General features: G+C 50.4%; 21 protein-coding genes. 12 read left to right on the top strand and 9 right to left on the bottom strand.

Annotation, left to right across the window (positions count from 1 at the left end; all coding sequences use genetic code 11):
• Positions 1 to 20 precede the first annotated feature (20 nt).
• From mvhB to mcrA, 5 genes are all read left to right on the top strand, one after another.
• The gene (gene mvhB, locus MTBMA_RS07395) at positions 21 to 1,259 is read left to right on the top strand and encodes a polyferredoxin protein MvhB (protein ID WP_013296306.1); all 1,239 of its coding nucleotides are present in this window, start codon (positions 21 to 23) and stop codon (positions 1,257 to 1,259) included.
• A 430-nt stretch (positions 1,260 to 1,689) separates the two neighbouring features.
• Positions 1,690 to 3,021 (top strand): coenzyme-B sulfoethylthiotransferase subunit beta, encoded by a 1,332-nt coding sequence (gene mcrB / locus MTBMA_RS07390; protein WP_013296305.1) that lies wholly within the window; start codon positions 1,690 to 1,692, stop codon positions 3,019 to 3,021.
• Positions 3,022 to 3,040: 19 nt separating this feature from the next.
• Positions 3,041 to 3,526 carry a methyl-coenzyme M reductase operon protein D gene (mcrD, locus tag MTBMA_RS07385; protein ID WP_013296304.1) on the top strand — a complete coding sequence of 162 codons (486 nt, stop codon included), beginning with the start codon at positions 3,041 to 3,043 and terminating at the stop codon, positions 3,524 to 3,526.
• Between the two features lie 15 nt (positions 3,527 to 3,541).
• Positions 3,542 to 4,339 carry a coenzyme-B sulfoethylthiotransferase subunit gamma gene (mcrG, locus tag MTBMA_RS07380; protein WP_013296303.1) on the top strand — a complete coding sequence of 266 codons (798 nt, stop codon included), beginning with the start codon at positions 3,542 to 3,544 and terminating at the stop codon, positions 4,337 to 4,339.
• Positions 4,339 to 6,000 (top strand): coenzyme-B sulfoethylthiotransferase subunit alpha, encoded by a 1,662-nt coding sequence (gene mcrA, locus MTBMA_RS07375; protein WP_013296302.1) that lies wholly within the window; start codon positions 4,339 to 4,341, stop codon positions 5,998 to 6,000. The genes mcrG and mcrA overlap by 1 nt, the downstream gene beginning before the upstream one ends.
• Positions 6,001 to 6,157: 157 nt before the next feature.
• Here the strand turns inward: mcrA and MTBMA_RS07370 are convergent, their stop codons facing one another.
• Together MTBMA_RS07370 and pyrC are read right to left on the bottom strand one after the other, a co-directional pair.
• Positions 6,158 to 6,340: a CooT family nickel-binding protein gene (locus MTBMA_RS07370; protein WP_013296301.1), complete on the bottom strand. Its 183-nt coding sequence runs from the start codon at positions 6,338 to 6,340 to the stop codon at positions 6,158 to 6,160.
• A 65-nt stretch (positions 6,341 to 6,405) separates the two neighbouring features.
• A complete protein-coding gene (gene pyrC / locus MTBMA_RS07365; protein WP_013296300.1) occupies positions 6,406 to 7,695 on the bottom strand; it encodes a dihydroorotase in 1,290 nt (429 codons plus the stop codon).
• A 47-nt stretch (positions 7,696 to 7,742) separates the two neighbouring features.
• Here pyrC and MTBMA_RS07360 point away from each other — a divergent pair, with 47 nt between their 5' ends.
• The 3 genes from MTBMA_RS07360 to MTBMA_RS07350 all read left to right on the top strand — a co-directional run bounded on the left by MTBMA_RS07360 (position 7,743) and on the right by MTBMA_RS07350 (position 10,893).
• Positions 7,743 to 8,840, top strand: a complete 1,098-nt coding sequence (locus MTBMA_RS07360) for a nucleotidyltransferase family protein (RefSeq protein WP_013296299.1) — start codon at positions 7,743 to 7,745, stop codon at positions 8,838 to 8,840.
• Positions 8,831 to 9,562 carry a peptidylprolyl isomerase gene (locus MTBMA_RS07355; protein WP_013296298.1) on the top strand — a complete coding sequence of 244 codons (732 nt, stop codon included), beginning with the start codon at positions 8,831 to 8,833 and terminating at the stop codon, positions 9,560 to 9,562. Before MTBMA_RS07360 ends, MTBMA_RS07355 begins: the two co-directional genes overlap by 10 nt.
• A 188-nt stretch (positions 9,563 to 9,750) precedes the next feature.
• Positions 9,751 to 10,893, top strand: coding sequence for a sensor histidine kinase (locus MTBMA_RS07350; protein WP_171770400.1), 1,143 nt, complete (start codon positions 9,751 to 9,753; stop codon positions 10,891 to 10,893).
• Here MTBMA_RS07350 and MTBMA_RS07345 read toward each other — a convergent pair.
• Genes MTBMA_RS07345 through MTBMA_RS07330 form a run of 4 tightly spaced genes read right to left on the bottom strand, consistent with a single transcriptional unit; the run spans position 10,890 to position 13,905 of the window.
• On the bottom strand, positions 10,890 to 11,246 hold the full coding sequence (locus tag MTBMA_RS07345) for a hypothetical protein (RefSeq protein ID WP_013296296.1): 357 nt from the start codon (positions 11,244 to 11,246) through the stop codon (positions 10,890 to 10,892). The genes MTBMA_RS07350 and MTBMA_RS07345 overlap by 4 nt on opposite strands.
• Positions 11,247 to 11,260: 14 nt before the next feature.
• A complete protein-coding gene (gene serS / locus MTBMA_RS07340) occupies positions 11,261 to 12,802 on the bottom strand; it encodes a serine--tRNA ligase (protein ID WP_013296295.1) in 1,542 nt (513 codons plus the stop codon).
• A 40-nt stretch (positions 12,803 to 12,842) separates the two neighbouring features.
• Positions 12,843 to 13,085: a KEOPS complex subunit Pcc1 gene (locus MTBMA_RS07335; RefSeq protein WP_013296294.1), complete on the bottom strand. Its 243-nt coding sequence runs from the start codon at positions 13,083 to 13,085 to the stop codon at positions 12,843 to 12,845.
• 37 nt (positions 13,086 to 13,122) lie between these two features.
• Positions 13,123 to 13,905 (bottom strand): ATP-binding protein, encoded by a 783-nt coding sequence (locus MTBMA_RS07330; protein ID WP_013296293.1) that lies wholly within the window; start codon positions 13,903 to 13,905, stop codon positions 13,123 to 13,125.
• A gap of 169 nt (positions 13,906 to 14,074) precedes the next feature.
• Between MTBMA_RS07330 and rplJ the strand changes: the two genes are divergently transcribed.
• The 4 genes from rplJ (at position 14,075) to MTBMA_RS07310 (ending at position 18,665) form a co-directional block, all read left to right on the top strand.
• Positions 14,075 to 14,557 carry a 50S ribosomal protein L16 gene (rplJ, locus tag MTBMA_RS07325; RefSeq protein ID WP_013296292.1) on the top strand — a complete coding sequence of 161 codons (483 nt, stop codon included), beginning with the start codon at positions 14,075 to 14,077 and terminating at the stop codon, positions 14,555 to 14,557.
• Positions 14,558 to 14,612: 55 nt separating this feature from the next.
• Positions 14,613 to 16,883 (top strand): phosphoenolpyruvate synthase, encoded by a 2,271-nt coding sequence (gene ppsA, locus MTBMA_RS07320; RefSeq protein ID WP_013296291.1) that lies wholly within the window; start codon positions 14,613 to 14,615, stop codon positions 16,881 to 16,883.
• Positions 16,884 to 16,917: 34 nt separating this feature from the next.
• On the top strand, positions 16,918 to 18,063 hold the full coding sequence (gene mfnA / locus MTBMA_RS07315; protein WP_013296290.1) for a tyrosine decarboxylase MfnA: 1,146 nt from the start codon (positions 16,918 to 16,920) through the stop codon (positions 18,061 to 18,063).
• Between the two features lie 104 nt (positions 18,064 to 18,167).
• A complete protein-coding gene (locus MTBMA_RS07310; protein WP_171770415.1) occupies positions 18,168 to 18,665 on the top strand; it encodes a fumarate hydratase C-terminal domain-containing protein in 498 nt (165 codons plus the stop codon).
• 283 nt (positions 18,666 to 18,948) lie between these two features.
• Here MTBMA_RS07310 and upp read toward each other — a convergent pair whose 3' ends face one another.
• From upp to cobS, 3 genes are read right to left on the bottom strand one after another with little or no spacing between them, the layout of a single operon-like run.
• A complete protein-coding gene (upp, locus tag MTBMA_RS07305) occupies positions 18,949 to 19,578 on the bottom strand; it encodes a uracil phosphoribosyltransferase (protein ID WP_013296288.1) in 630 nt (209 codons plus the stop codon).
• Positions 19,559 to 20,119 (bottom strand): tRNA (cytidine(56)-2'-O)-methyltransferase, encoded by a 561-nt coding sequence (locus MTBMA_RS07300; protein ID WP_048901304.1) that lies wholly within the window; start codon positions 20,117 to 20,119, stop codon positions 19,559 to 19,561. Before MTBMA_RS07300 ends, upp begins: the two co-directional genes overlap by 20 nt.
• A gap of 26 nt (positions 20,120 to 20,145) precedes the next feature.
• Complete coding sequence (cobS, locus tag MTBMA_RS07295; RefSeq protein ID WP_013296286.1) at positions 20,146 to 20,889, bottom strand: adenosylcobinamide-GDP ribazoletransferase; 744 nt, start codon at positions 20,887 to 20,889, stop codon at positions 20,146 to 20,148.

The raw sequence follows: 20,889 nt of genomic DNA, 5'->3' as shown, positions 1-20,889 counted from the left end.
ACCCGGGTAAAGGTGGTAAAATGATAGTTGTCAACAAAGAGGACTGCATAAGGTGTGGTGCCTGCCAGGGGACCTGCCCTACCGCAGCCATTGAGGTAACACCGGAGGATGTTATCTACTGTGACATCTGCGGCGGGGAACCCAAGTGTGTCGATGCCTGCCCAACAGGCGCCCTCAAAATTGAGGATCTGGTGGTTGACGAGGCTGGTAACACACAGGGCAGGATAGTTTTCAACCCTGACAAGTGCAATGAGTGCGGGGACTGCGTGGAGGTCTGCCCTCCACAGATCCTCAAACTTGACGAGGGTAAGGTCAAAAAGATTCCGCTTCAGGGATTCTGTGTCATGTGCCAGAAGTGCGTTGACATCTGCCCTGTGGGTGTCATAGGCGTTGAGGGCATAAAGGAACCAGCAAAGGTTGAACTGGAAATCGAGGGGCCCATATTCATTGCTGACTGTGTTGGCTGTGGAATGTGTGTCCCCGAATGCCCTGTGGATGCCATAACCCTTGAAAAGGTGGGTGGAGTCATAGAGATCGATGAGGACACCTGCATAAAGTGTGGTGTCTGTGCACAGACCTGTCCCTGGAACGCTGTCTACATCTCAGGCAAAAAACCAGAGAAGAGGGCCAAGGAAATCAGGAAATTCGAACTGGATGAGGAGGCATGTATAGGCTGCAACACCTGTGTTGAGGCATGCCCCGGTGACTTCATAGTTCCAAAGTCATCAAACCTTACAGTTGAACTTCCAGCCATCTGTACAGCCTGCGGATTATGTGAACAGCTCTGTCCAGTGGATGCCATAGACCTTGATGTGGAACTCGGACCCGCCAAACCTGCAAGTGAAGAGGGCCTTGTCTGGGATGAAGGAAAATGTGACTTCATCGGTGCATGCGCCAACATATGCCCCAACGATGCAATAAGGGTTGTAACCAGGGAGGGCATGAAGCTCCCTGACAATGAGAAGGTGGATGAGGAGCCATCATTTGCCATGTGTACACGCTGCGGTGCATGTACCATGGCCTGTCCAAAGGGAGCCCTCAGCCTTGTGGATATGGACAAGGTCATTGATGGTGAGGTTGTCAAGAGGAAGAGGGTCCAGTACAATCCTGCCCTCTGTGACCAGTGCGGTGACTGTATAGAGGCCTGTCCATACGACATGCTGAAACTCACCGATGAGAAGGTTCCACTCAAAGGGTTCTGTATACTCTGTGACCAGTGCATACCCGCCTGTCCGAAGGGTGCACTGTCACTGAAATAAACCCACTTCTTTTTTTGTTTTTCAGGATGACTCCAGACTTCACATGCCACATGTTATTATCCAGAATAATATTTTTATGAAACCCATTTTTTCATATTTAAAATTTTTCTTTTTTTCCTTTTGAAAACATTTATATTATCCTTCTTTCTTATTCAATAGAGTCATAGATGTCCAGAAAATGAAGCATAAGCGGTTATATCTGGATTAATACCGGTTAATACTGATATGTGCAGTATGGCTTGTTCTATAATGAGCTATGCTCTGGAGGTTGGAGGATGAACTTCGGTATAACCTGAAGGCACATTTAGAGACATCGAATCTGAGATGAACACTGTTAAGACCATAAACCAAACCAATAACCCCCTCACATTCAATAATAAATTAATAAATTTTATTAATAAATAAATAAAAACCAAGAGGTGTGAATACCATGCCAATGTATGAAGACAGAATAGATCTCTATGGGGCAGATGGTAAGCTCCTTGAGGAGGATGTTCCTCTTGAAGCCATAAGCCCCCTTAAGAACCCGACAATAGCAAACCTGGTAAGCGACGTGAAGAGGTCAGTTGCGGTGAACCTCGCCGGAATCGAGGGAAGCCTCAGGAAGGCAGCCCTTGGAGGAAAGTCCAACTTCATCCCGGGAAGGGAAGTTGAACTGCCAATCGTTGAAAACGCAGAGGCAATCGCTGAAAAGGTCAAAAAACTCGTCCAGACCTCAGAGGACGACGACACAAACATACGCCTCATAAACAACGGCCAGCAGATCCTGGTACAGGTCCCAACAACAAGGATGGGTGTAGCAGCAGACTACACCGTCTCAGCACTTGTCACAGGGGCAGCAGTTGTACAGGCAATCATCGACGAATTCGACGTGGACATGTTCGATGCAAATGCAGTTAAAACAGCTGTAATGGGAAGATACCCACAGACAGTGGACTTCACAGGAGCCAACCTCTCAACACTCCTCGGACCACCTGTGCTCCTTGAGGGACTTGGATACGGTCTCAGGAACATAATGGCAAACCACGTCGTTGCCATCACAAGAAAGAACACACTCAACGCATCAGCACTATCATCCATACTCGAACAGACAGCAATGTTCGAAACAGGTGACGCTGTCGGGGCATTCGAAAGGATGCACCTCCTTGGACTTGCATACCAGGGACTCAACGCCAACAACCTTCTCTTTGACCTGGTTAAGGAGAACGGTAAGGGCACAGTAGGTACAGTAATAGCTTCACTGGTGGAAAGGGCAGTTGAGGACGGAGTCGTTAAAGTGGCCAGGGAGATGAACTCAGGCTACAAGGTCTACGAACCAGCCGACTGGGCACTATGGAATGCCTACGCAGCAACAGGACTCCTTGCAGCAACAATAGTCAACGTGGGAGCAGCAAGGGCAGCCCAGGGCGTTGCATCAACAGTGCTCTACTACAACGACATCCTTGAATACGAAACAGGACTCCCGGGCGTGGACTTCGGAAGGGCCATGGGTACAGCAGTGGGATTCTCATTCTTCAGCCACTCCATCTATGGTGGAGGAGGTCCAGGTATATTCCACGGAAACCACGTCGTAACAAGGCACAGTAAGGGATTCGCCCTCCCATGCGTGGCTGCAGCCATGTGTCTTGACGCAGGAACACAGATGTTCTCAGTTGAAAAGACATCAGGACTCATAGGATCAGTTTACAGCGAAATAGACTACTTCAGAGAACCAATAGTCAACGTTGCAAAAGGTGCTGCAGAGGTAAAGGACCAGTTATAGGCTTAAACGGGGAGTTGAAATGCCAGAAACAGGATTCGTCGATGTGAAGATATTTCCCCAGAGGCTCCTGAAACCGGAAACCGTTGAGAAACTGCTGAACAGCATCTACGCCCTTGAGGGTATAGTCAGGGTACTGGTTCATGGACCGTCGATACCCGACAGGGTTTACTATGGACCTGCAAGGGGCACAGAGGTTAAACACAGTGACCGGAGAAGAATAAGGGTGCGTGGAGAGGAGGTTGAACTCCGCGTTAAGGTCGGAGAGCTCATAGTCGGGATACTCCCGGAGGCCCTGGAGGATAACATGGAGAAAATCGATGAAATCCTGAGGGAAGTGCTCCCCTGTCCCTATAAGCTATTCATAGGTGCCTTCACAAAGAAGGACATCACCATATCCGATTACCTCAAATACGGTCTCAACTTTGAGGACAAAATCGACCCCAGGATAATAGGTATGGCTGATCCAAGTTCAAGGGTGAAGGACACCGTTATTAACATAAAATGATTGTGAGGTTATGATATGTCTTACAAAGCCCAGTACACTCCTGGAGAAACCCAGATAGCTGAAAACAGAAGAAAACACATGGACCCTGATTACGAATTCCGTAAATTAAGGGAAGTATCAGACGAGGACCTGGTCAAGGTCCTGGGACACAGAAACCCCGGTGAAAGTTACAAGTCAGTGCACCCACCACTGGATGAGATGGACTTCGAGGAGGACATCGTAAGGGACATGGTTGAACCCATACAGGGTGCAAAGGAAGGTGTGAGGGTCAGGTACATCCAGTTTGCAGACTCCATGTACAATGCACCTGCCCAGCCCTATGACAGGGCAAGGACCTACATGTGGAGGTACCGTGGTGTTGACACAGGTACGCTCTCAGGAAGGCAGGTCATTGAGATGAGGGAACTTGACCTTGAGGGAGTCTCAAAGGAACTGGTGGAAACCGAGCTCTTTGACCCTGCAACAACCGGTATAAGGGGTGCAACAGTTCACGGACACTCCCTGAGGCTCGATGAAAACGGTCTAATGTTCGACGCCCTCCAGAGGTACGTCTTCGATGAGGAGAAGGGCCATGTGGTCTACGTCAAGGACCAGGTAGGAAGGCCCCTTGACGAGCCAGTGGACATGGGCCAGCCCCTCGGTGAGGATGAACTCAAGAAGATCACCACAATCTACAGGAAGGACAACATCGCTATGAGGGATGATAAAGAGGCAATTGAGGTTGTTGAAAACATACACACCGGCCGTACCCTGGGCGGATTCGGTATGGACGTATTCAAGGATGACCTAAGAAAAAGGCTAGGTGATGATTAATGGATGAAAAGAAACTATTCCTTAAGGCTTTAAAGAAGAAGTTTGAGGGGGAAGACCCTGACGAAAAATATACAAACTTCTACTGCTTCGGCGGATGGGAACAGTCCGCACGTAAAAAAGAATTCACAGAGTACGCCAAGAAGGCAGCAGAGAAGAGGGGCGGAATACCATTCTACAACCCTGACATAGGTGTGCCACTGGGTCAGAGGAAACTCATGGCATACAGGGTTTCAGGAACAGACGCCTACGTTGAAGGTGACGACCTCCACTTCGTGAACAACGCAGCCATCCAGCAGATGGTGGACGACATAAAAAGGACAGTTATAGTGGGTATGGACACCGCACACGCCGTCCTTGAGAAGAGGCTGGGTGTGGAGGTAACCCCTGAGACAATCAACGAGTACATGGAGGCAATCAACCACGCACTCCCAGGCGGTGCCGTGGTCCAGGAGCACATGGTGGAGGTCCACCCGGGACTCGTGGAGGACTGCTACGCCAAGATCTTCACAGGAGACGACAACCTGGCAGATGAACTGGACAAGAGGATACTCATAGACATAAACAAGGAGTTCCCTGAAGAGCAGGCCGAGCAGCTCAAAAGCTACATTGGAAACAGGACATACCAGGTTAACAGGGTCCCAACAATAGTCGTGAGGACCTGTGACGGCGGTACAGTCTCAAGATGGTCTGCAATGCAGATCGGTATGAGTTTCATATCCGCCTACAAACTCTGTGCAGGTGAAGCTGCGATCGCTGACTTCTCATACGCCGCAAAACACGCAGACGTTATCGAGATGGGTACAATAATGCCTGCAAGGAGGGCAAGGGGACCAAACGAGCCAGGTGGAGTTGCCTTCGGAACATTCGCAGACATAGTCCAGACCTCAAGGGTTTCAGATGACCCTGCAAACGTTTCACTTGAGGTCATAGCAGGTGCAGCAGCACTCTACGACCAGGTCTGGCTCGGATCCTACATGTCAGGTGGTGTCGGATTCACCCAGTACGCAACAGCAGCCTACACCGACGACATCCTTGACGACTTCGTCTACTACGGTATGGAGTACGTGGATGACAAGTACGGCATCTGCGGAACTAAACCAACAATGGATGTCGTCAGGGACATCTCAACAGAGGTCACACTCTACAGCCTCGAACAGTACGAGGAATACCCAACCCTCCTGGAGGACCACTTCGGAGGATCACAGAGGGCAGCTGTTGCAGCCGCAGCAGCAGGATGTTCAACAGCCTTTGCAACCGGAAACTCAAACGCAGGTATCAACGGATGGTACCTCAGCCAGATACTCCACAAGGAGGCCCACAGCAGGCTCGGATTCTACGGATACGACCTGCAGGACCAGTGCGGCGCATCCAATTCACTCTCAATCAGGAGCGACGAGGGACTCATACACGAACTCCGTGGACCTAACTATCCGAACTACGCAATGAACGTGGGTCACCAGCCAGAGTACGCTGGTATAGCCCAGGCACCTCACGCTGCAAGGGGAGACGCCTTCTGTACAAACCCACTTATAAAGGTTGCATTTGCAGATAAGGACCTCGCCTTTGACTTCACATCACCAAGGAAGTCAATCGCAGCAGGTGCCCTCAGGGAGTTCATGCCAGAGGGTGAAAGGGACCTCATCATACCAGCTGGAAAATAATTCCAGCATAAAACCTTTTATTTTTAAAAACAGGTTTCAGAAGTTACTGATAGAGAATTCTGTATTTAGAAATTTTTCAAAAACTAATTCCCTGTTCCTGTGGTTTAACTGACCTGGTTGGGTGGATCTATTGAATAATATATATTTAAGAAAAAGGTTATTTTTTCTGCTTTATGTAAATTCTGTGTTTATCGAGGTCCAGCCTTGTGAGTTTTCCTTCAAACTTCTTCGTTGAGTTGAGGACATCGGTTGCTTTAATTCCATCTTCAAGGACCTCGATGAGTATAACATCCTCCATTAGGAGGTCTCCATCCTCAGAGTATAGGTTTGATTCACACATATCATGGCCTCCATTGGTATTGAGTTTGGGAGTATATTGATTTTCCAATATAAATTTTTTCATTATTAATCATGTTCTTTCTGGTTGTGACATGCTATATACCTCCCCCTCCCTTCAAGGACCTCACCATCATCCATAACAACCGCCCCACGGACAATTGTCATCACAGCATCCCCCCTGTACCTGAAACCCTCAAATGGCGTGTAATGGGCCCTGCTGTAGAATTCATCGGCGCGTATCTCTCCCTCCCTCCTAAGGTCAACAACAGTAAAATCAGCATCCATCCCCTCCCTTATGAATCCCTTGGAACCCAGTCCGAAGATCCTCGCAGGCCCCTCAGCCAGCATTCTCCTTATGGTTGAAATGTTCATCCTGCCCTCTGAAACCAGAGTGAGAAGCACTCTTAGCACGACCTCAAGGTTGGGTATACCGGGCGGTGCCTCCCAGACACCTCTCTTCTTTTCAGGAAGTGTATGGGGCGCATGGTCGGTTCCAATTATATCTATATCAGGAAGATCCCCGACGGATAATCCGCTTCCAGCTGACCTCAGTGGGGGATTAGTCTTTGCAAGATTACCGAACCTCCTCAGATACCCTGAGTCCAGGAGAAGGTGATGTGGTGTAACCTCACAGGTCACATACTCCCTGAAGGGTTCAATAAGCCGAAGGGCCCTCCCGGTGCTGAGGTGACATATGTGGACCGGGTGTCTGTAATGATATGCGAGTGCTGTGGCCTCTGCAATCGAGACCTCCTCTGCGAGGGGTGGCCTTGCCATGGAGTAGGCGTAGGGGTCCTCCACACCCCCAATATTTTCACAGTAATGCATTATTATTTCACGGTTTTCACAGTGCAGGGTGATTGGCACCATTGATCCAAGATCCCTGAGTCTCCTGAAAAGAACATCAACCTTATCCAGGGTAAGGGAATCCATGAATACCTTGAATGAGGCCGGATCCAATCTGAGTATTCCCTCAACCTCTGATGGGTCAGAGTAACCCGCATGCAGGCCAAAGTCAACTATGCTCTTACGCTCACCTATCTGTATTTTCCTCTTGAACTCAGATGCTGTGTCGGTGGGTGGAAGTGTATTGGGCATGTCGATAACTGTTGAGAAGCCTCCATGAGCTGCGGCCATTGAACCTGTCCTGAAGTCCTCCTTGTACTCCAGCCCAGGGTCCCTGAAGTGCACATGGGCATCTATGAGCCCAGGGAGCACATGATAACCCCTAAGGTCAATCCTCTCAGATGCATCAATTCTCCCACGGGTTATCTTCACTATCTTACCATCATCAACACCTATATTGAAGGTTCCCCTCTCGGTTCTGCAGTTCTCAATGAAGAGGTCAACTGGCATGCTATCATCCACTTAAATTATTTACCCCCGGCTTTATATTAATTAACATGCCTTCAGAGAAATTTCTAGGGAGTGTAATTGAGAGGGACCTTGAACTCATCAGGGCGGATGCTATTAATAAACCGGAATACGGTGACCATGCATCTGAACCCGGCATCATGGCAGACTTCACAGAGTACTCCCCCTTTCACAGGGGCCACAGGCACTGCATGATGGAGGCCAGGAAGCTCAGACCAGACGCCCTCTTTGTGGCTATCATACCGGGGCCCCTTGAGAGGAGTGGAAGGGGCGTACCCTACATAATGACCCGCCAGGCAAGGGCAGAGATAGCCATCAGGGCGGGGGCTGATATAGTGGTGGAGGGCCCCCCAATGGGTGTTATGGGTTCAGGTCAGTACTCCCTCTGCCTTGCGAGGATGTTCAGGGCCCTCGATACTGACTGGATACCCCGCGGCTACAGGCCGGTTGATGGATTTGATGAGGTCCTTGAAAGGATCAGAAGGGGCCACAGGGTTGTGCCAAGGCCCTACAGGATAGTGGACCTTGACACCTCTGAGACCGTACTTGAGGGTAAACTTGAGGAGGACAACTATGTCATAGCATCCCTTGCGGGGGCCCTCGGGAGGATTGGATTCAACTTCAGAAACAGGTTCATGTTCATAAGGAGACTTGAGGGTGTGAGCGGAACCAGAATACGGGATGCAGTATCCAGGGGCGAAATTGGTGAAGTCACACATATGCTTCCCCCTGAGACGGTTGAGGTCCTTGAAAGGGAAATCTCGGAGGGAAGGGCACCCCTGCATGATCTGAGGCTCTCGACAGGGATACTCAGAAACGCAAACAGCCTTGAAATTGATGAACTTAAGGTTCTCAACCTCTTGGATGATTTAACAGCATCTGCAATCGTAAGGAAAAGACCATACCGTTCACTTGCTGAGGTCGAGGAGGCCATACCCCCATCATTCAGCAGACACCACAGGCAGCGCATAATCTCGGTTCTTGAGGCAAAGGTTCATAAGGGACTGGTCCATAAATATATAGAAAATTATCCATCTGTAATTCGAATTCTTGCATTTAAGGATAAAGAGATCCTTGAAGAATTTAAGGATAGAATACCACACAGGAGGCTAGAGATATGGCAGTGAATAAAGGAGACTTTATAAAAATTGAATTCACAGGCAAGGTCAAGGAGACCGGTGAGGTCTTTGACACAACAGACGAGGAAGTGGCTAAGGAGGCCGGACTTCAGATAAAGAAGACCTTTGGCCCCATACCAGTCGTTGTTGGAGGTGGACACCTCATAAAGGGTCTTGACGAGGCCGTTATTGGAATGGAGGAAGGCGAGGAAAAACACGTTGAGATTGAACCGGAGGACGCATTCGGTAACAGGGACCCTAAACTTGTCCAGCTCATACCCATGGGCGAATTCAAGAGGCAGGGAATAAAGCCCTACCCGGGGATGCCACTGACCGTTGAGGGACATGAGGGCAGGGTCCTTAACGTCTCAGGTGGACGCGTGAGGGTGGACTTCAACCATGAACTTGCAGGCAAAACCCTCGAATACGATCTGAAGGTTAAGGAGATAATCAAAGATGATGTTGAAAAGGTAAAGAGCATGATCCAGCTCCACTACCCCTCCCAGAACATGGACATCGACAAGACAGAGGTTGAAATAGATGATGGACGTGTGAGGATCTGCATGGATGAGATGACCCGATTTGATAACAGGCCCTACATGGATGTTACCCTCACAAGGTTCAGGATAGCTAAGGACATCTGGGAGAACATTGAGGGTGTCAGTAAGGTTGAATTTTCTGATGTATTTGAGAAGAGGGAGGAAGAGACTGCGGAGGATTCAGAGGAATAACCTCCTCAGAATCCACCATGGTTGTTTCCCTTAACTATCCTTTCAGGGCACCTGGGATTCTGGATTTGACTGGGTTGCTTCTTCTATTCCCGACTGGATTGCTTCTTCTACCCCATTTCACTGATGTTCCGGTATCAGAACTCACCTTTTCCCAAAAATTATTAGGACCCCTGAAGATAACAGTATATATGGATCCCGAGAGAGATGCGCTCAGGATAGCACTCTATTATGCAATCTTCAGCCTTCTATGGATACTCTCATCAGACCACATCCTCTATCTCATAGCAAAGCCCCCTCTGCTTGTCCAGCTCTCAATCATCAAGGGATCCCTCTTCATACTACTGACATCACTTTTTCTTTTTGCGGTTCTGCGCCTCTACCTGCGATCACTGAGTGATAAGGAGAAGTCACTGAGGATCAGTGAAAGGAAGTTCAGGTCACTGTTCATGGAACTCCCGGTTGGGGTGGTCCTCATGGATGCCGATGGGAAGATACTGGAGTCGAATCCCACCATCCTGGAGATTTTCAGGCAACCGGCAGACAACAGATTTATAGGTGAACTCCACAAGGACCTTGCAGCTTTCAGAAAAAGTCAGGAGTTCATGATAAGGCAGGGGGGTGGATGGATACGGGTACTCATAAGAAGGATTGATGGGTATTTCCTGGGAATCTTTGAGGATATCACCGATATAAAGAGGTCAGAGGAGACAGCAAGAAGGTCCCTCGAGGCCAACAGGACACTCCTATCAGAACTCCACCACCGTGTCAAGAATAACCTTCAGATCATCTCAAGCCTCATAAACCTCCAGGCACGGGGAATGGATCAGGATTTCTGTGAACTCATGAGGGCTCTGCAGCTTCGGATAAGGGCGATGGCCCTGGTCCATGAGCTCCTTCTCTCCAATCCAGAGGCCAGCACAGTAGACTTTGCATCCTACACAGAAAGGCTCCTATCCTACCTGCGCGACATGCACAGTTCCGGTGTCCAGATTGAGGTGGACATTGTTGATGTGAAATTCGACATTGAAACGGCAGTCCCGCTGGGACTCATTCTAAATGAACTTGTATCAAACAGCCTGAGGCATGCATTCGATGATGGCGGAACCATCAGGGTATCCCTCGAGGATACCGGTAATGCCTTCCTTCTCAGGGTCAGTGATAATGGGAGGGGCCTTCCAGAGGGCTTCAGCCTTAAGGAAAACGCGGGTCTTGGTCTGGATCTTGTTGGGGGCCTTGTGAGGCAGCTTGACGGTACACTCACCTTTGAGTCGGCCGGGGGCACATCATTCATGATAGAGTTCAGGGAGCCCAGATACCCCAGGAGGGTTTAGGTGGATATCCTTGTCCCCAGGAATCTGATTATCCTCTCAGGGTCATTCATGAGTATCCTGAGCACGTTTTCAGGGCTGCCATAGTATGGTGCAAGGTACACACTGTAAATCAGGTATGATAGAACAGCAAGGATACCCAGGATTATGAGGATGGCAATGAGTATCTTAACACCAAGACCCATTCCCTTCCTTTTCTCTTCACCGGACTCAACCCGCTCCCTGAACAGTTTATCAGCACACCTCTCACAGTAATTCTTCCCTCCAAGCTTCAGACGGCACTCCTCGCAGAGTATCCTTCCGCATATAATGCATGACGCCACACCTTCACGTTCAGGGTGCCTGTCACAGTTCAAATGACCACCTCAGATCAGTCCTTGCCGGGCCAGGTAACTATACGGGGGGCCTCAACACCATCAACCCGCTCCCTTATGAACTCTGGCCATTTTTCAGTATCAAAGCCCTTCTGGGCCAGGAAACCGTATATCCACCTTGAAAGACCTATACCTGTGCATCCAGTCCATATGTTCATGTTACGGGCCTCCCTGATTGAGAATCCCTCAATGAAGTGTGTCCCGTGGACATTGGCAGATACAACTGCCACTCCCTTCTCCTGCCCTGGCAGTGAGAGCCTCATCTCATATTTGGGGACATCGGGAAACTCTATCCCCCTCTCCTCAACCCTTCTGCCCTCAAGGTAGAATGGGTCATCTCCCACCTCGGTGTACCATTCAAGTTCCAGTTCATCGGCGGCGTCATATGAGAGTTCAACGGTGCGGTCGCGTATCTCCTCGGTGTCCCGTGGTGATGCCAGCCATACAAGTTCTATCCTCTGGAACTCATGGACCCTGTCGAGGCCCTTGGCTCCCCCTGCCTCCCACCTGTAGGTCCAGCCGCTCCTGTCAAAGAACTTTATGGGGAGGTCATCCAGATTCACCACCTCATGTGAGAGGAACTGGTAGAATGGCTCGCACTGGGCCGGTGCAATAACGTAACCGGGGTCCTTCAGGCCCCTCTTGAGGAGGTCCATTGGCACCTCCCTGTTTATGATGAGTTCATTCTTGAACTCCTCAAAGGTTTGAGGGTCCCTGCTTGGGGCGCTGCAGTAGTACATCCCCTCAGGCAGGCCCTCAAGGTACCTCATCCTGTTCATAACATCCAGGGGTATGAGTTTCGGGAAGAGGCACTCAACGAATCCCAGGGGCTTCACTATCCTTTCAATGAGGAATTCCTCCAGGGCACGGTGTAGGGCGGTTATCTGGGGCCCGTAGAACCACTGTCCACGCCCGGGAAACTTTTTAACCCACCCGAGCCTCATAGCCTCCTCTGTGGGGTCTCCATCAAAGAAGAACTCCCTTTTTTCGCTTCTTGCAACTATTTCACCGGGGGTTGCCCTTGTGACCCTGGTTGTGAGGTCCTGTGAGGATTCAACGAGGCTGAGGGCGTGCTTCACAACCCTGTCCACAACGTGTTTCCTGAGCTCTGACTCATCAAGGGGCTGGAATCTCACCCTTATGATGCCCTGTGAGATATCTGCGTCCTCCACAAATGGCAGTTCCCTGAGGCCGGGGATTTCTGATACCCCCGGGGCATCCATTTCAAGGGTGTAGTCCTCAACCTTAACACCCCTCACACCGACCCTGTAACGGGGTCCGAGGAGCTGTCCCAGGGGCTTTTTGAGTCTCAGAAGGCCGTCATGGGCCCTCACACGTCTCCCTGATTCCATTTCAAGTTTCAGCGTGTCCCCCGTGAGCTCCCATGATTTTACATGTGAAGCCTCCTTCTCCTGACCCTCAGGGACTCCCCTCCGGAGAATGTCTTTTTCCGCCTCTTTCAGGAACTCTTCAATGTCTTTCTCGGCCTCTGGAACCTCTTTACTGAGTTTTATTATTCCCTTAAGTTTGAATTTCATCCAATCACCACATGCTTAAGCTTGATTAAATCTGAATTCTTTACTTCTCTGAATTCTCGGATTTAAAGCCCATCATATTTTCGACTATCATCTCAGAGAATATGAGGTCATCTGCGGTGTTCAGGGCTGTTCCAATGGAATCTGATTCCATGGTGAACCTTACTGTTGATCCGTCAATTTCAGATTCAACGTATGATCTGTTTTCGGGTTCAAGTGCCTTCATAACTATTTCGGCTTCCTTCTCTGATTCGTATTCCGCTTCTATGGTTACTGATATCCTCATTTCAGGCCTCCGTCCTGTGACGTTACCACCCATTAACTTATCTCTCCATTGAGGCTATCCTCTCGGAGATTTCTCCTATGGCCCTGAAGGCAGCCGATTCTGGGTGCATGGCAAGGGGCTCGCCCCTCATATCAGCAGTCACTACGGTCTTATCTGCGGGCACACAGCCAAGCACGTCAATTCCAGCTGCCTCCAGCCTTTCGCGCATGAATTCTTCATCCTCTTTGCCTGATACCTTGTTGATTATGGCCATTATTCTCTTAACCCCAATATCGGCCGCTAGCTTCTTTATCCTGGATGCTGTTTCAAGTGATTTGAGACCAGGTTCAACAACCACCACCATCAGATCAACGGATTCTGCGGTCCTCCTCCCGAGGTGCTCTATTCCGGCCTCCATGTCAAGGATCACCATCTCATCCTTTCTTAGTATCAGGTGGCGGAGCAGGGCCTTGAGGAGCACCGAGGCAGGGCAGACACAGCCGTCGCCACCATGCTCCACGGTGCCCATCACCATCACCCTGAGGTTGGGTCTCCTGGGGTGCTGGATGGAGAGTGAATCTGGAAGGTCACTTATCCTTGGGTTGAGCTTGAATACCTCACCGAAGGATGAACCAGGCTCCGCTCCAGTGCGCTCCCTTATAATATCCCTCATATGGGATATGGGTGTTATCTCATCTTCTATGCCTATACTGGATGCAAGGTTCATGTCGGGGTCGGCGTCAATGGCAAAGACCCTGAATTTTCTGGAGAATATGCAGGCAAGTGTACCGGCTATGGTTGTCTTGCCCACCCCGCCCTTACCGGTTATGGCTATCTTCATGATGACACCATGGAAACTTTTAAAAACCATCCCTGCTAATTATATGTATCCTTATATTTTTCAGGTTGGATTTATTAACTGTTTGGCTTCCAAGACAATATTTATTAATGGTTACCGAGATACTCATTTCATAGTTATTCTCATGGACATGATTACAGGAGGATTATTTATGGTTCGTGCATACACAAGAAGAGAGTACATCAAGAAGATTCCAGGTTCAAAGATAGTTCAATATGATATGGGTAACCTCTCAGCTGAATTCCCGATTTCACTGAGCGTTGCTGTTAAGGCACCAACCCAGATAACCCACAATGCCCTGGAGGCAGCCAGGATAGCCTCAAACCGTTACATGCAGAGGAAGGCCGGTAGGATGGGTTACCACCTTAAGATAAGGGTCTACCCCCACCACATAGTCCGTGAAAACCCCATGGCGACAGGGGCAGGGGCTGACCGTGTCCAGGACGGTATGAGGAAGGCATTCGGGAAACCAGTAAGCACAGTGGCCCTTGTTAAGAAGAACCAGAAGATAATCACAATCGAGACAAACAAGAAGAACTTCAAGGATGCCAAGGAGGCCCTGAGAAGGGCTGCAATGAAGTTCCCTGTTCCATGCAGGATTGTGATTGACAGGGGCGAGGAACTGGTAAAATAATTCTATTTTTTTCACATTCACATTTTTAATGATACCAACTAGTTCAGGGGATAAAATGGTTAAGTATGTGGCGTTTTTTGAGGAACTCGGTAAGGATGATGTGGGAATCGCTGGCGGAAAGGGTGCAAACCTTGGTGAACTTACCCAGGCAGGCATACCTGTTCCCCCGGGGTTCGTGGTGACAGCGGCAACCTATGACAAGTTCATGACAGACACGGGACTCCAGCCCATTGTAATGGACATGCTTGAAAACCTTGACGTCAATGATACAAAGGAACTGCAGAGGGTTTCTGAGGAGATAAAGGACATAATAACATCCACAGAGATACCTGAGGATATACAGACACTCATAATAGAGTCATACAATGCACTCTGCCAGAGGATAGGAAAGGATGATGTTTACGTCGCCATACGTTCCTCAGCCACAGCAGAGGACCTCCCTGAGGCATCATTCGCTGGTCAGCAGGACACCTTCCTTAACATAAGGGGCGCCGAGGATGTCATGGAGTATGTCAGGAAATGCTGGGCATCCCTGTTTGAGGCCAGGGCCATCTTCTACAGGGAGGAGAACAACTTCGACCACTCCAGGGTCTACATAGCGGTTGTTGTCCAGGAGATGGTTGACGCTGAAAAGGCAGGGGTCATGTTCACCGTCCACCCATCAACAGGGGAGGATAAGATCCTCATTGAGGGCTCCTGGGGTCTCGGTGAGGCTGTGGTTTCAGGTTCAGTGACCCCTGACACCTACTGGGTTGATAAGAGCACAGGTAAACTCCTTGAGTTCACTGTTGGTGAGAAGAACGTGATGTTCACAAGGGAGGATGGAAGGACAGTGAAAAAGGAGGTCCCCCCTGAACTTCGAAACAGGAGGGTCCTCTCTGATGAGGAGATAGCTGCCCTTTCAGAGATGGGCAGAAGGATACAGGATCACTATGGCTCACCACAGGATACCGAATGGGCCATAATGGATGGGGAGGTTTACATGTTACAGTCAAGGCCCATAACAACCCTCGGGGAAGCCGTGGAGGAAGGAGAGGTCAAATCAAGGGATGTGATACTCAGGGGTCTCGGGGCAAGCCCTGGCCTTGCATCAGGCAAGGTCAAGATAATAAGGGAGATCCATGAACTGGACAAGATACAGGCTGGCGACATCCTGGTCACGGTCATGACAACCCCTGACATGGTGCCTGCAATGAAGAGGGCCAGCGGTATAATAACAGATGAGGGTGGTGTCACCTGTCATGCTGCGATAGTATCAAGGGAACTTGGAATACCCTGTGTTGTTGGTACAGGCAATGCAACCGGGGTTCTCAGTGAGAACCAGGTTGTCAGCATCGATGGTAATAAGGGACTCGTCTACGAGGGCCGCGTTGTGGAGGAGGAGAAGAAGGAGTCTGCCCCGGAATCCGTGACCGTGGAATCACCCATACTCACGGTTACAGAGGTCAAGGTTAATGTGAGCATGCCCGAGGCTGCAAGGAAGGCCGCAGCAACAGGTGCAGATGGTGTTGGACTTCTGAGGACCGAACACATGATGCTCACAACCGGCGTCCACCCAAGGAAGTTCATAGAGGACGGACGTGAGGATGAACTTGTCAGGATCCTCGCAGAGAACATCCTCAAGGTTGCAGATGAATTCTACCCACGCCCCGTATGGTACAGGACCCTTGACGCCCCCACAGATGAATTCAAAACCCTTGAGGGTGGTGAGAATGAACCCTACGAACACAACCCAATGCTGGGCTGGAGGGGTATACGCAGGGAGCTGGATGAGCCGGAGATCCTCAGGGCAGAGTTCAGGGCCATAAAGAAACTCCATGAGCAGGGCTACACCAACATAGGCATAATGATACCCCTCGTACAGCACCCTGATGAACTCAGGAAGGCCAAGAGGATAGCAGAGGAGGCGGGTCTCAGGCCCCACAGGGACGTTGAATTCGGTATCATGGTGGAGACACCTGCAGCCGCACTTATAATCGAGGACTTCATTGCAGAGGGTGTGGACTTTGTGAGCTTCGGTACAAATGACCTCACCCAGTACACCCTTGCAATAGACAGGAACAACGAGCATGTGGCAGACCTCTACACGGAGGGTCACCCTGCGGTCCTCAAACTCATTGAGAGGGTTATAAAGAAATGCAATGAGGCCGGGGTTAAAACCAGCATCTGTGGCCAGGCAGGAAGCATCCCGCGGATAGTTGAGAAACTGGTGGAGCTCGGGATAAGCAGTGTATCCGCCAACACAGATGCGGTTGCCGAGGTTAGGAAGACGGTTGCAAGGGCAGAACAGAGACTACTCCTTAAGGCGGCAAGAAAACTTCTCTAAAACCTTTTTTCACATAATTTTGCTGGGCGTAAAAATGGATGAAAAGGGCCTCCCTGAGGAAAGGGTCCTCGAAATTCTTGAGGAATTCAGGTCAAGGGACATGACCTACACCTCAGGCAGAATACTTGGATCCATGTGCACATCATCACACCCCCTTGCACGAAGGGTTTACTGTGACTTCCTGGAGTCCAACCTTGGCGACCCCGGGCTCTTCAGGGGAACCAGGGAGCTGGAATCCTGTGTTATAGGGATGCTGGGGGAGCTCCTGTCAGAACCCGCTGCAGCTGGCCACATAATAACAGGGGGCACCGAGGCCAACCTCATGGCCATGAGGGCTGCCAGGAACATGGCGGGAGCGGATAAACCCGAGGTAATCGTCCCTAAATCCGCCCATTTCTCCTTCAGAAAGGCATCGGATATAATGGGTCTTGAACTCAGGGAGGCGGAGCTGGACAGGGACTACCGTGTTGATGTGGGGTCTGTCAGGGAGATGATATCAGATAACACCGTGGCCATCGTTGGGGTTGCAGGGACCACTGAACTCGGGAGGATAGACCCCATAGCGGAGCTCTCAGATATCTGCATTGAGGAGGGCGTCCATCTCCATGTGGACGCTGCATTCGGGGGATTCATAATACCCTTCTTAAGGGATGCAGGTTTCAAACTCCCTGAATTTGACTTTAAACTACCGGGTGTCTCATCCATCACCATAGACCCCCATAAGATGGGCCTTGCCCCGATACCAAGTGGCTGCATACTCTTCAGGGACGAAACCTACCTCGATGCCATGAGCATAGAGACCCCCTACCTCACAGAGAAGCAGCAGTCAACGATAGTCGGCACAAGGACGGGGGCCTCTGCAGCTGCAACATGGGCGGTCCTCAGGCACATGGGACGCAGCGGTTACCGTGAACTCGCTCTGAGGGTGATGGCTGTGACCTCCAGGTTGAATGAGGGCCTTAAGGATCTGGGCTATGAACCGGTAATTGAACCGGAACTCAACATAGTCGCATTCAATCACCCATCCATGAGTCCAGAGAAACTTGCCTCCAGACTTGAGGAGATGGGATGGGCTGTCTCTGTATCAGCATGCCCACCAGCCATAAGGGTTGTTGTCATGCCCCACATCAAGGTGGAACACATTGAACTCTTCCTTGATGATCTCAAAACCCTTATTTAGGAATTTAAAACCAGATCTTGAAGATCTGAAACTTAAAGCGGATTCCTGATGGTAATTATGAGGATATCTGCAGCTGGTTAAAGAATGGATCCTGGATGGTGGTAATTATGAGGATATCTACACCCACAACCAGAGGTGAACTTGGGGGGCTCAGCCCCGGGGACCGTGTTATCATAGATGGCATCATATACACTGGAAGGGATGCCGCGCTCCCTAAACTTGTGGATGCCCTTAAGAGGGGTGAGGAGCCATTTGATGTGAGGGGTGCTGCGATAATGCACACGGCCGTAAGTCAGGCGGGGATAGCCCCCACAAGCAGCAACAAGGAGGACATAGAGGAGAGCATGCCCTACCTGGCATCAAGGGGGGTGCTGGTCCATATAGGTAAGGGAAAACTTAAGGATGAAACCGTCAGGGCACTCGGTGATGCTGGGGCGGTTTTCATTGTAACACCACCTGTTGCAGCACTCCTCACAAGCCGCATTAAATCAAGGAGAATCGCGGCATTCGAGGAGGAGGGTATGGAGGCCATATTTGAGCTCAGGGTTGAGGGGATACCTGGTATAGTGGCGGCAGCCGGCGGAAGGTCAGTCCACGATTGATGATCAGTTAATCCAGCCATTACTTCGTCCGTGATAGGTTCATTCTGGTATTGTCATTGGAGTACTGGTATTGTGGCCTTGCAGCTGATCCTTGCAGGTCCCCACACACCCAGTATTGTCATTGGAGTACTGGTATTGTGGCCTTGCAGCTGATCCTTGCAGGTCCCCACACACCCAGTATTGTCATTGGAGTACTGGTATTGTGGCTGGTCCCTGATCGGTTCATTGTTAGCTGTTCAGGTGGTGGGAGGTGACTGGCACCACCATGGCCATCTATTTTTATCTATTCTGATGGTCTTCCGAATGCAAGGTCCCCGGCATCCCCCAGCCCGGGGACTATGTAGCCCCTGTCGTTGAGTTCATCCTCAACACTGCAGGTGTAGACCTCCATATCCATTTCAAGGATCCTCTCAATGCCGGGCCTTGAGGATATAACATTGAAGAGGACGGTCCTCTCAGGGGTGCCGTGTGCCTCAAGAGCCTCAAGTATCCCCATAATCGTGTTACCGGTTGCAAGCATGGGGTCTGCTATTACCATTACCTTACCATCCAGTTCAGGAACCCTCAGATAGTCGACTGAAACATTGAAGGGGGGATCATCGGACCTGCAGGCCCCTACAATACCCTGTTCTGCCTCAGGGAAGACCCTCATAACGCCCTCTGTGAATGGTAATGATGCCCTGAGGATGCTCAGCACAACGATTCTGCTTCTATCTGTGATCTCAACACCTGAGGCAATCCCCAGTGGCGTTTCAACATCAACATTACGCCACCTGAGGGTATCTGCGAATTCATAGGCCATGTAACGGCCTATATCAGAGAGCCCCTTCCTGAAACCGGCGGGGTCAATCCCCCTCCTCCTTATACCTGTTAGAATCTCCCTTACAACAAGGTTATCTATCACCCTGAGCATTGATATCACCTCCCCTCTCAATCAGCTTCTTTCCGTGGGCCTGGGGCACAACCTCTATCATGGGGTTCTCAAATTTGAGGTCGAATTCGCCCCCATCAAGGAGCATGTGGAGGAAGACCGCGAGGGATGAAACCTCCGAGTGGGGCTGATTCGTCACCCCAACATTGTAATCTGCAAGCCTGTAGACCTTCCCGGGGACCCTGGCACCTCCAACCACCACGAGTTTACCTGCTGGACTTTCCCTTAAATCGGGTATAACGTCCCTTGCAGGAAGCCCGTACATTGTGAGGTGCACAACCTCCCCACCCATCTGCTTCCAGGACTCAATGACGCCCTGCCAGTTTCTCCTGTAACCCACCCTGAAGGGTCCGCCCCACCTCTTAACAACATCATCGACGCCCTCCATGAGTTTCGGGTCCTCCTCACCGCTCAGTATAACCTCAGATGCCCCAAAGGCCCTTGCGGTGAGGCACACGTGTGTTGTGATCCTTGCATCCCTTGACCTCCTGTGACCTAACCTTAAAACCCTGATATCCATTATATGACCTCCATAAATCAGTATAATAATCATGTTAACTGGATGGCTGCAACAATTCCCAGGAGACCCATCATCCTCCCAATCTCATTTGAGGCACCAAGAACATCACCTGTGCTCCAGTAGAAGTTTCTCCTTGCAGTGAATCCCATGAATACTCCAGAGGCAGCAGCCACGGCAACACCAGCAGCTCCAGGGATCCCCAGTAAAAGGTAGGCTGCGGCTGACCAGATAACCCACACAGGGGCGATCAGGGGGCTCCTGGCTGCAGCTATGAAGTGCCTTCCCGTACCACTGTCCAGGGGCCTTGAGACCAGTGCACAGCCTGTCAGGCATATCTTTGCAGAGACCTCTGAAATTAAAAGGCCCTGGAATATGATATCTGATGGAATGGAGTATATTGATGCCACTGTCAGTGAGGAGACTATGATGAGAAGTCCCAGTCCACCGGTACCGATACGGGGATCCCTCATTATCTCTATCTTCCTCTCGAAACTCCCATGGGACATGAGGGCATCCCCCATGTCTATGAGGCCATCAAGGTGGTGGAAGCCGGTGAACCATATGGCAAGGGCATAGGCGACACAGGCAACCACGGGATAGGGGAGTATGAGTGACGCTAGAAGACCTCCTGAACCCACAACGGCCCCTATCAGGGCACCAACAAGTGGCCAGTGGAGTGTGATGGAGGCCACCTCCTCAACGGTGGCATCTGAACCCACAGGAAAGACAGTTGAAAATGATATGAGACCAGCGAATTTCCTCAGAAAATCCAT

It is taken from the genome of Methanothermobacter marburgensis str. Marburg (genome assembly GCF_000145295.1).
Lineage (GTDB): Archaea > Methanobacteriota > Methanobacteria > Methanobacteriales > Methanothermobacteraceae > Methanothermobacter > Methanothermobacter marburgensis.
Note: the sequence above shows the minus strand (reverse complement) of the source record. Positions and strands in the feature narration are given on the sequence as shown.

Excerpts from the sequence above, each read along its gene's own strand:
- mcrG (WP_013296303.1), top strand. The coding sequence starts at position 3,542 with ATGTCTTACAAAGCCCAGTACACTCCTGGAGAAACCCAGATAGCTGAA.
- MTBMA_RS07350 (WP_171770400.1), top strand. The coding sequence starts at position 9,751 with ATGGATCCCGAGAGAGATGCGCTCAGGATAGCACTCTATTATGCAATC.
- mfnA (WP_013296290.1), top strand. The coding sequence starts at position 16,918 with ATGGATGAAAAGGGCCTCCCTGAGGAAAGGGTCCTCGAAATTCTTGAG.
- mcrB (WP_013296305.1), top strand. The coding sequence starts at position 1,690 with ATGCCAATGTATGAAGACAGAATAGATCTCTATGGGGCAGATGGTAAG.
- pyrC (WP_013296300.1), bottom strand. The coding sequence starts at position 7,695 with ATGCCAGTTGACCTCTTCATTGAGAACTGCAGAACCGAGAGGGGAACC.
- mvhB (WP_013296306.1), top strand. The coding sequence starts at position 21 with ATGATAGTTGTCAACAAAGAGGACTGCATAAGGTGTGGTGCCTGCCAG.
- MTBMA_RS07355 (WP_013296298.1), top strand. The coding sequence starts at position 8,831 with ATGGCAGTGAATAAAGGAGACTTTATAAAAATTGAATTCACAGGCAAG.
- mcrD (WP_013296304.1), top strand. The coding sequence starts at position 3,041 with ATGCCAGAAACAGGATTCGTCGATGTGAAGATATTTCCCCAGAGGCTC.
- MTBMA_RS07330 (WP_013296293.1), bottom strand. The coding sequence starts at position 13,905 with ATGAAGATAGCCATAACCGGTAAGGGCGGGGTGGGCAAGACAACCATA.
- cobS (WP_013296286.1), bottom strand. The coding sequence starts at position 20,889 with ATGGATTTTCTGAGGAAATTCGCTGGTCTCATATCATTTTCAACTGTC.
- ppsA (WP_013296291.1), top strand. The coding sequence starts at position 14,613 with ATGGTTAAGTATGTGGCGTTTTTTGAGGAACTCGGTAAGGATGATGTG.
- MTBMA_RS07360 (WP_013296299.1), top strand. The coding sequence starts at position 7,743 with ATGCCTTCAGAGAAATTTCTAGGGAGTGTAATTGAGAGGGACCTTGAA.
- serS (WP_013296295.1), bottom strand. The coding sequence starts at position 12,802 with ATGAAATTCAAACTTAAGGGAATAATAAAACTCAGTAAAGAGGTTCCA.
- rplJ (WP_013296292.1), top strand. The coding sequence starts at position 14,075 with ATGGTTCGTGCATACACAAGAAGAGAGTACATCAAGAAGATTCCAGGT.
- mcrA (WP_013296302.1), top strand. The coding sequence starts at position 4,339 with ATGGATGAAAAGAAACTATTCCTTAAGGCTTTAAAGAAGAAGTTTGAG.
- MTBMA_RS07370 (WP_013296301.1), bottom strand. The coding sequence starts at position 6,340 with ATGTGTGAATCAAACCTATACTCTGAGGATGGAGACCTCCTAATGGAG.
- upp (WP_013296288.1), bottom strand. The coding sequence starts at position 19,578 with ATGCTCAGGGTGATAGATAACCTTGTTGTAAGGGAGATTCTAACAGGT.
- MTBMA_RS07335 (WP_013296294.1), bottom strand. The coding sequence starts at position 13,085 with ATGAGGATATCAGTAACCATAGAAGCGGAATACGAATCAGAGAAGGAA.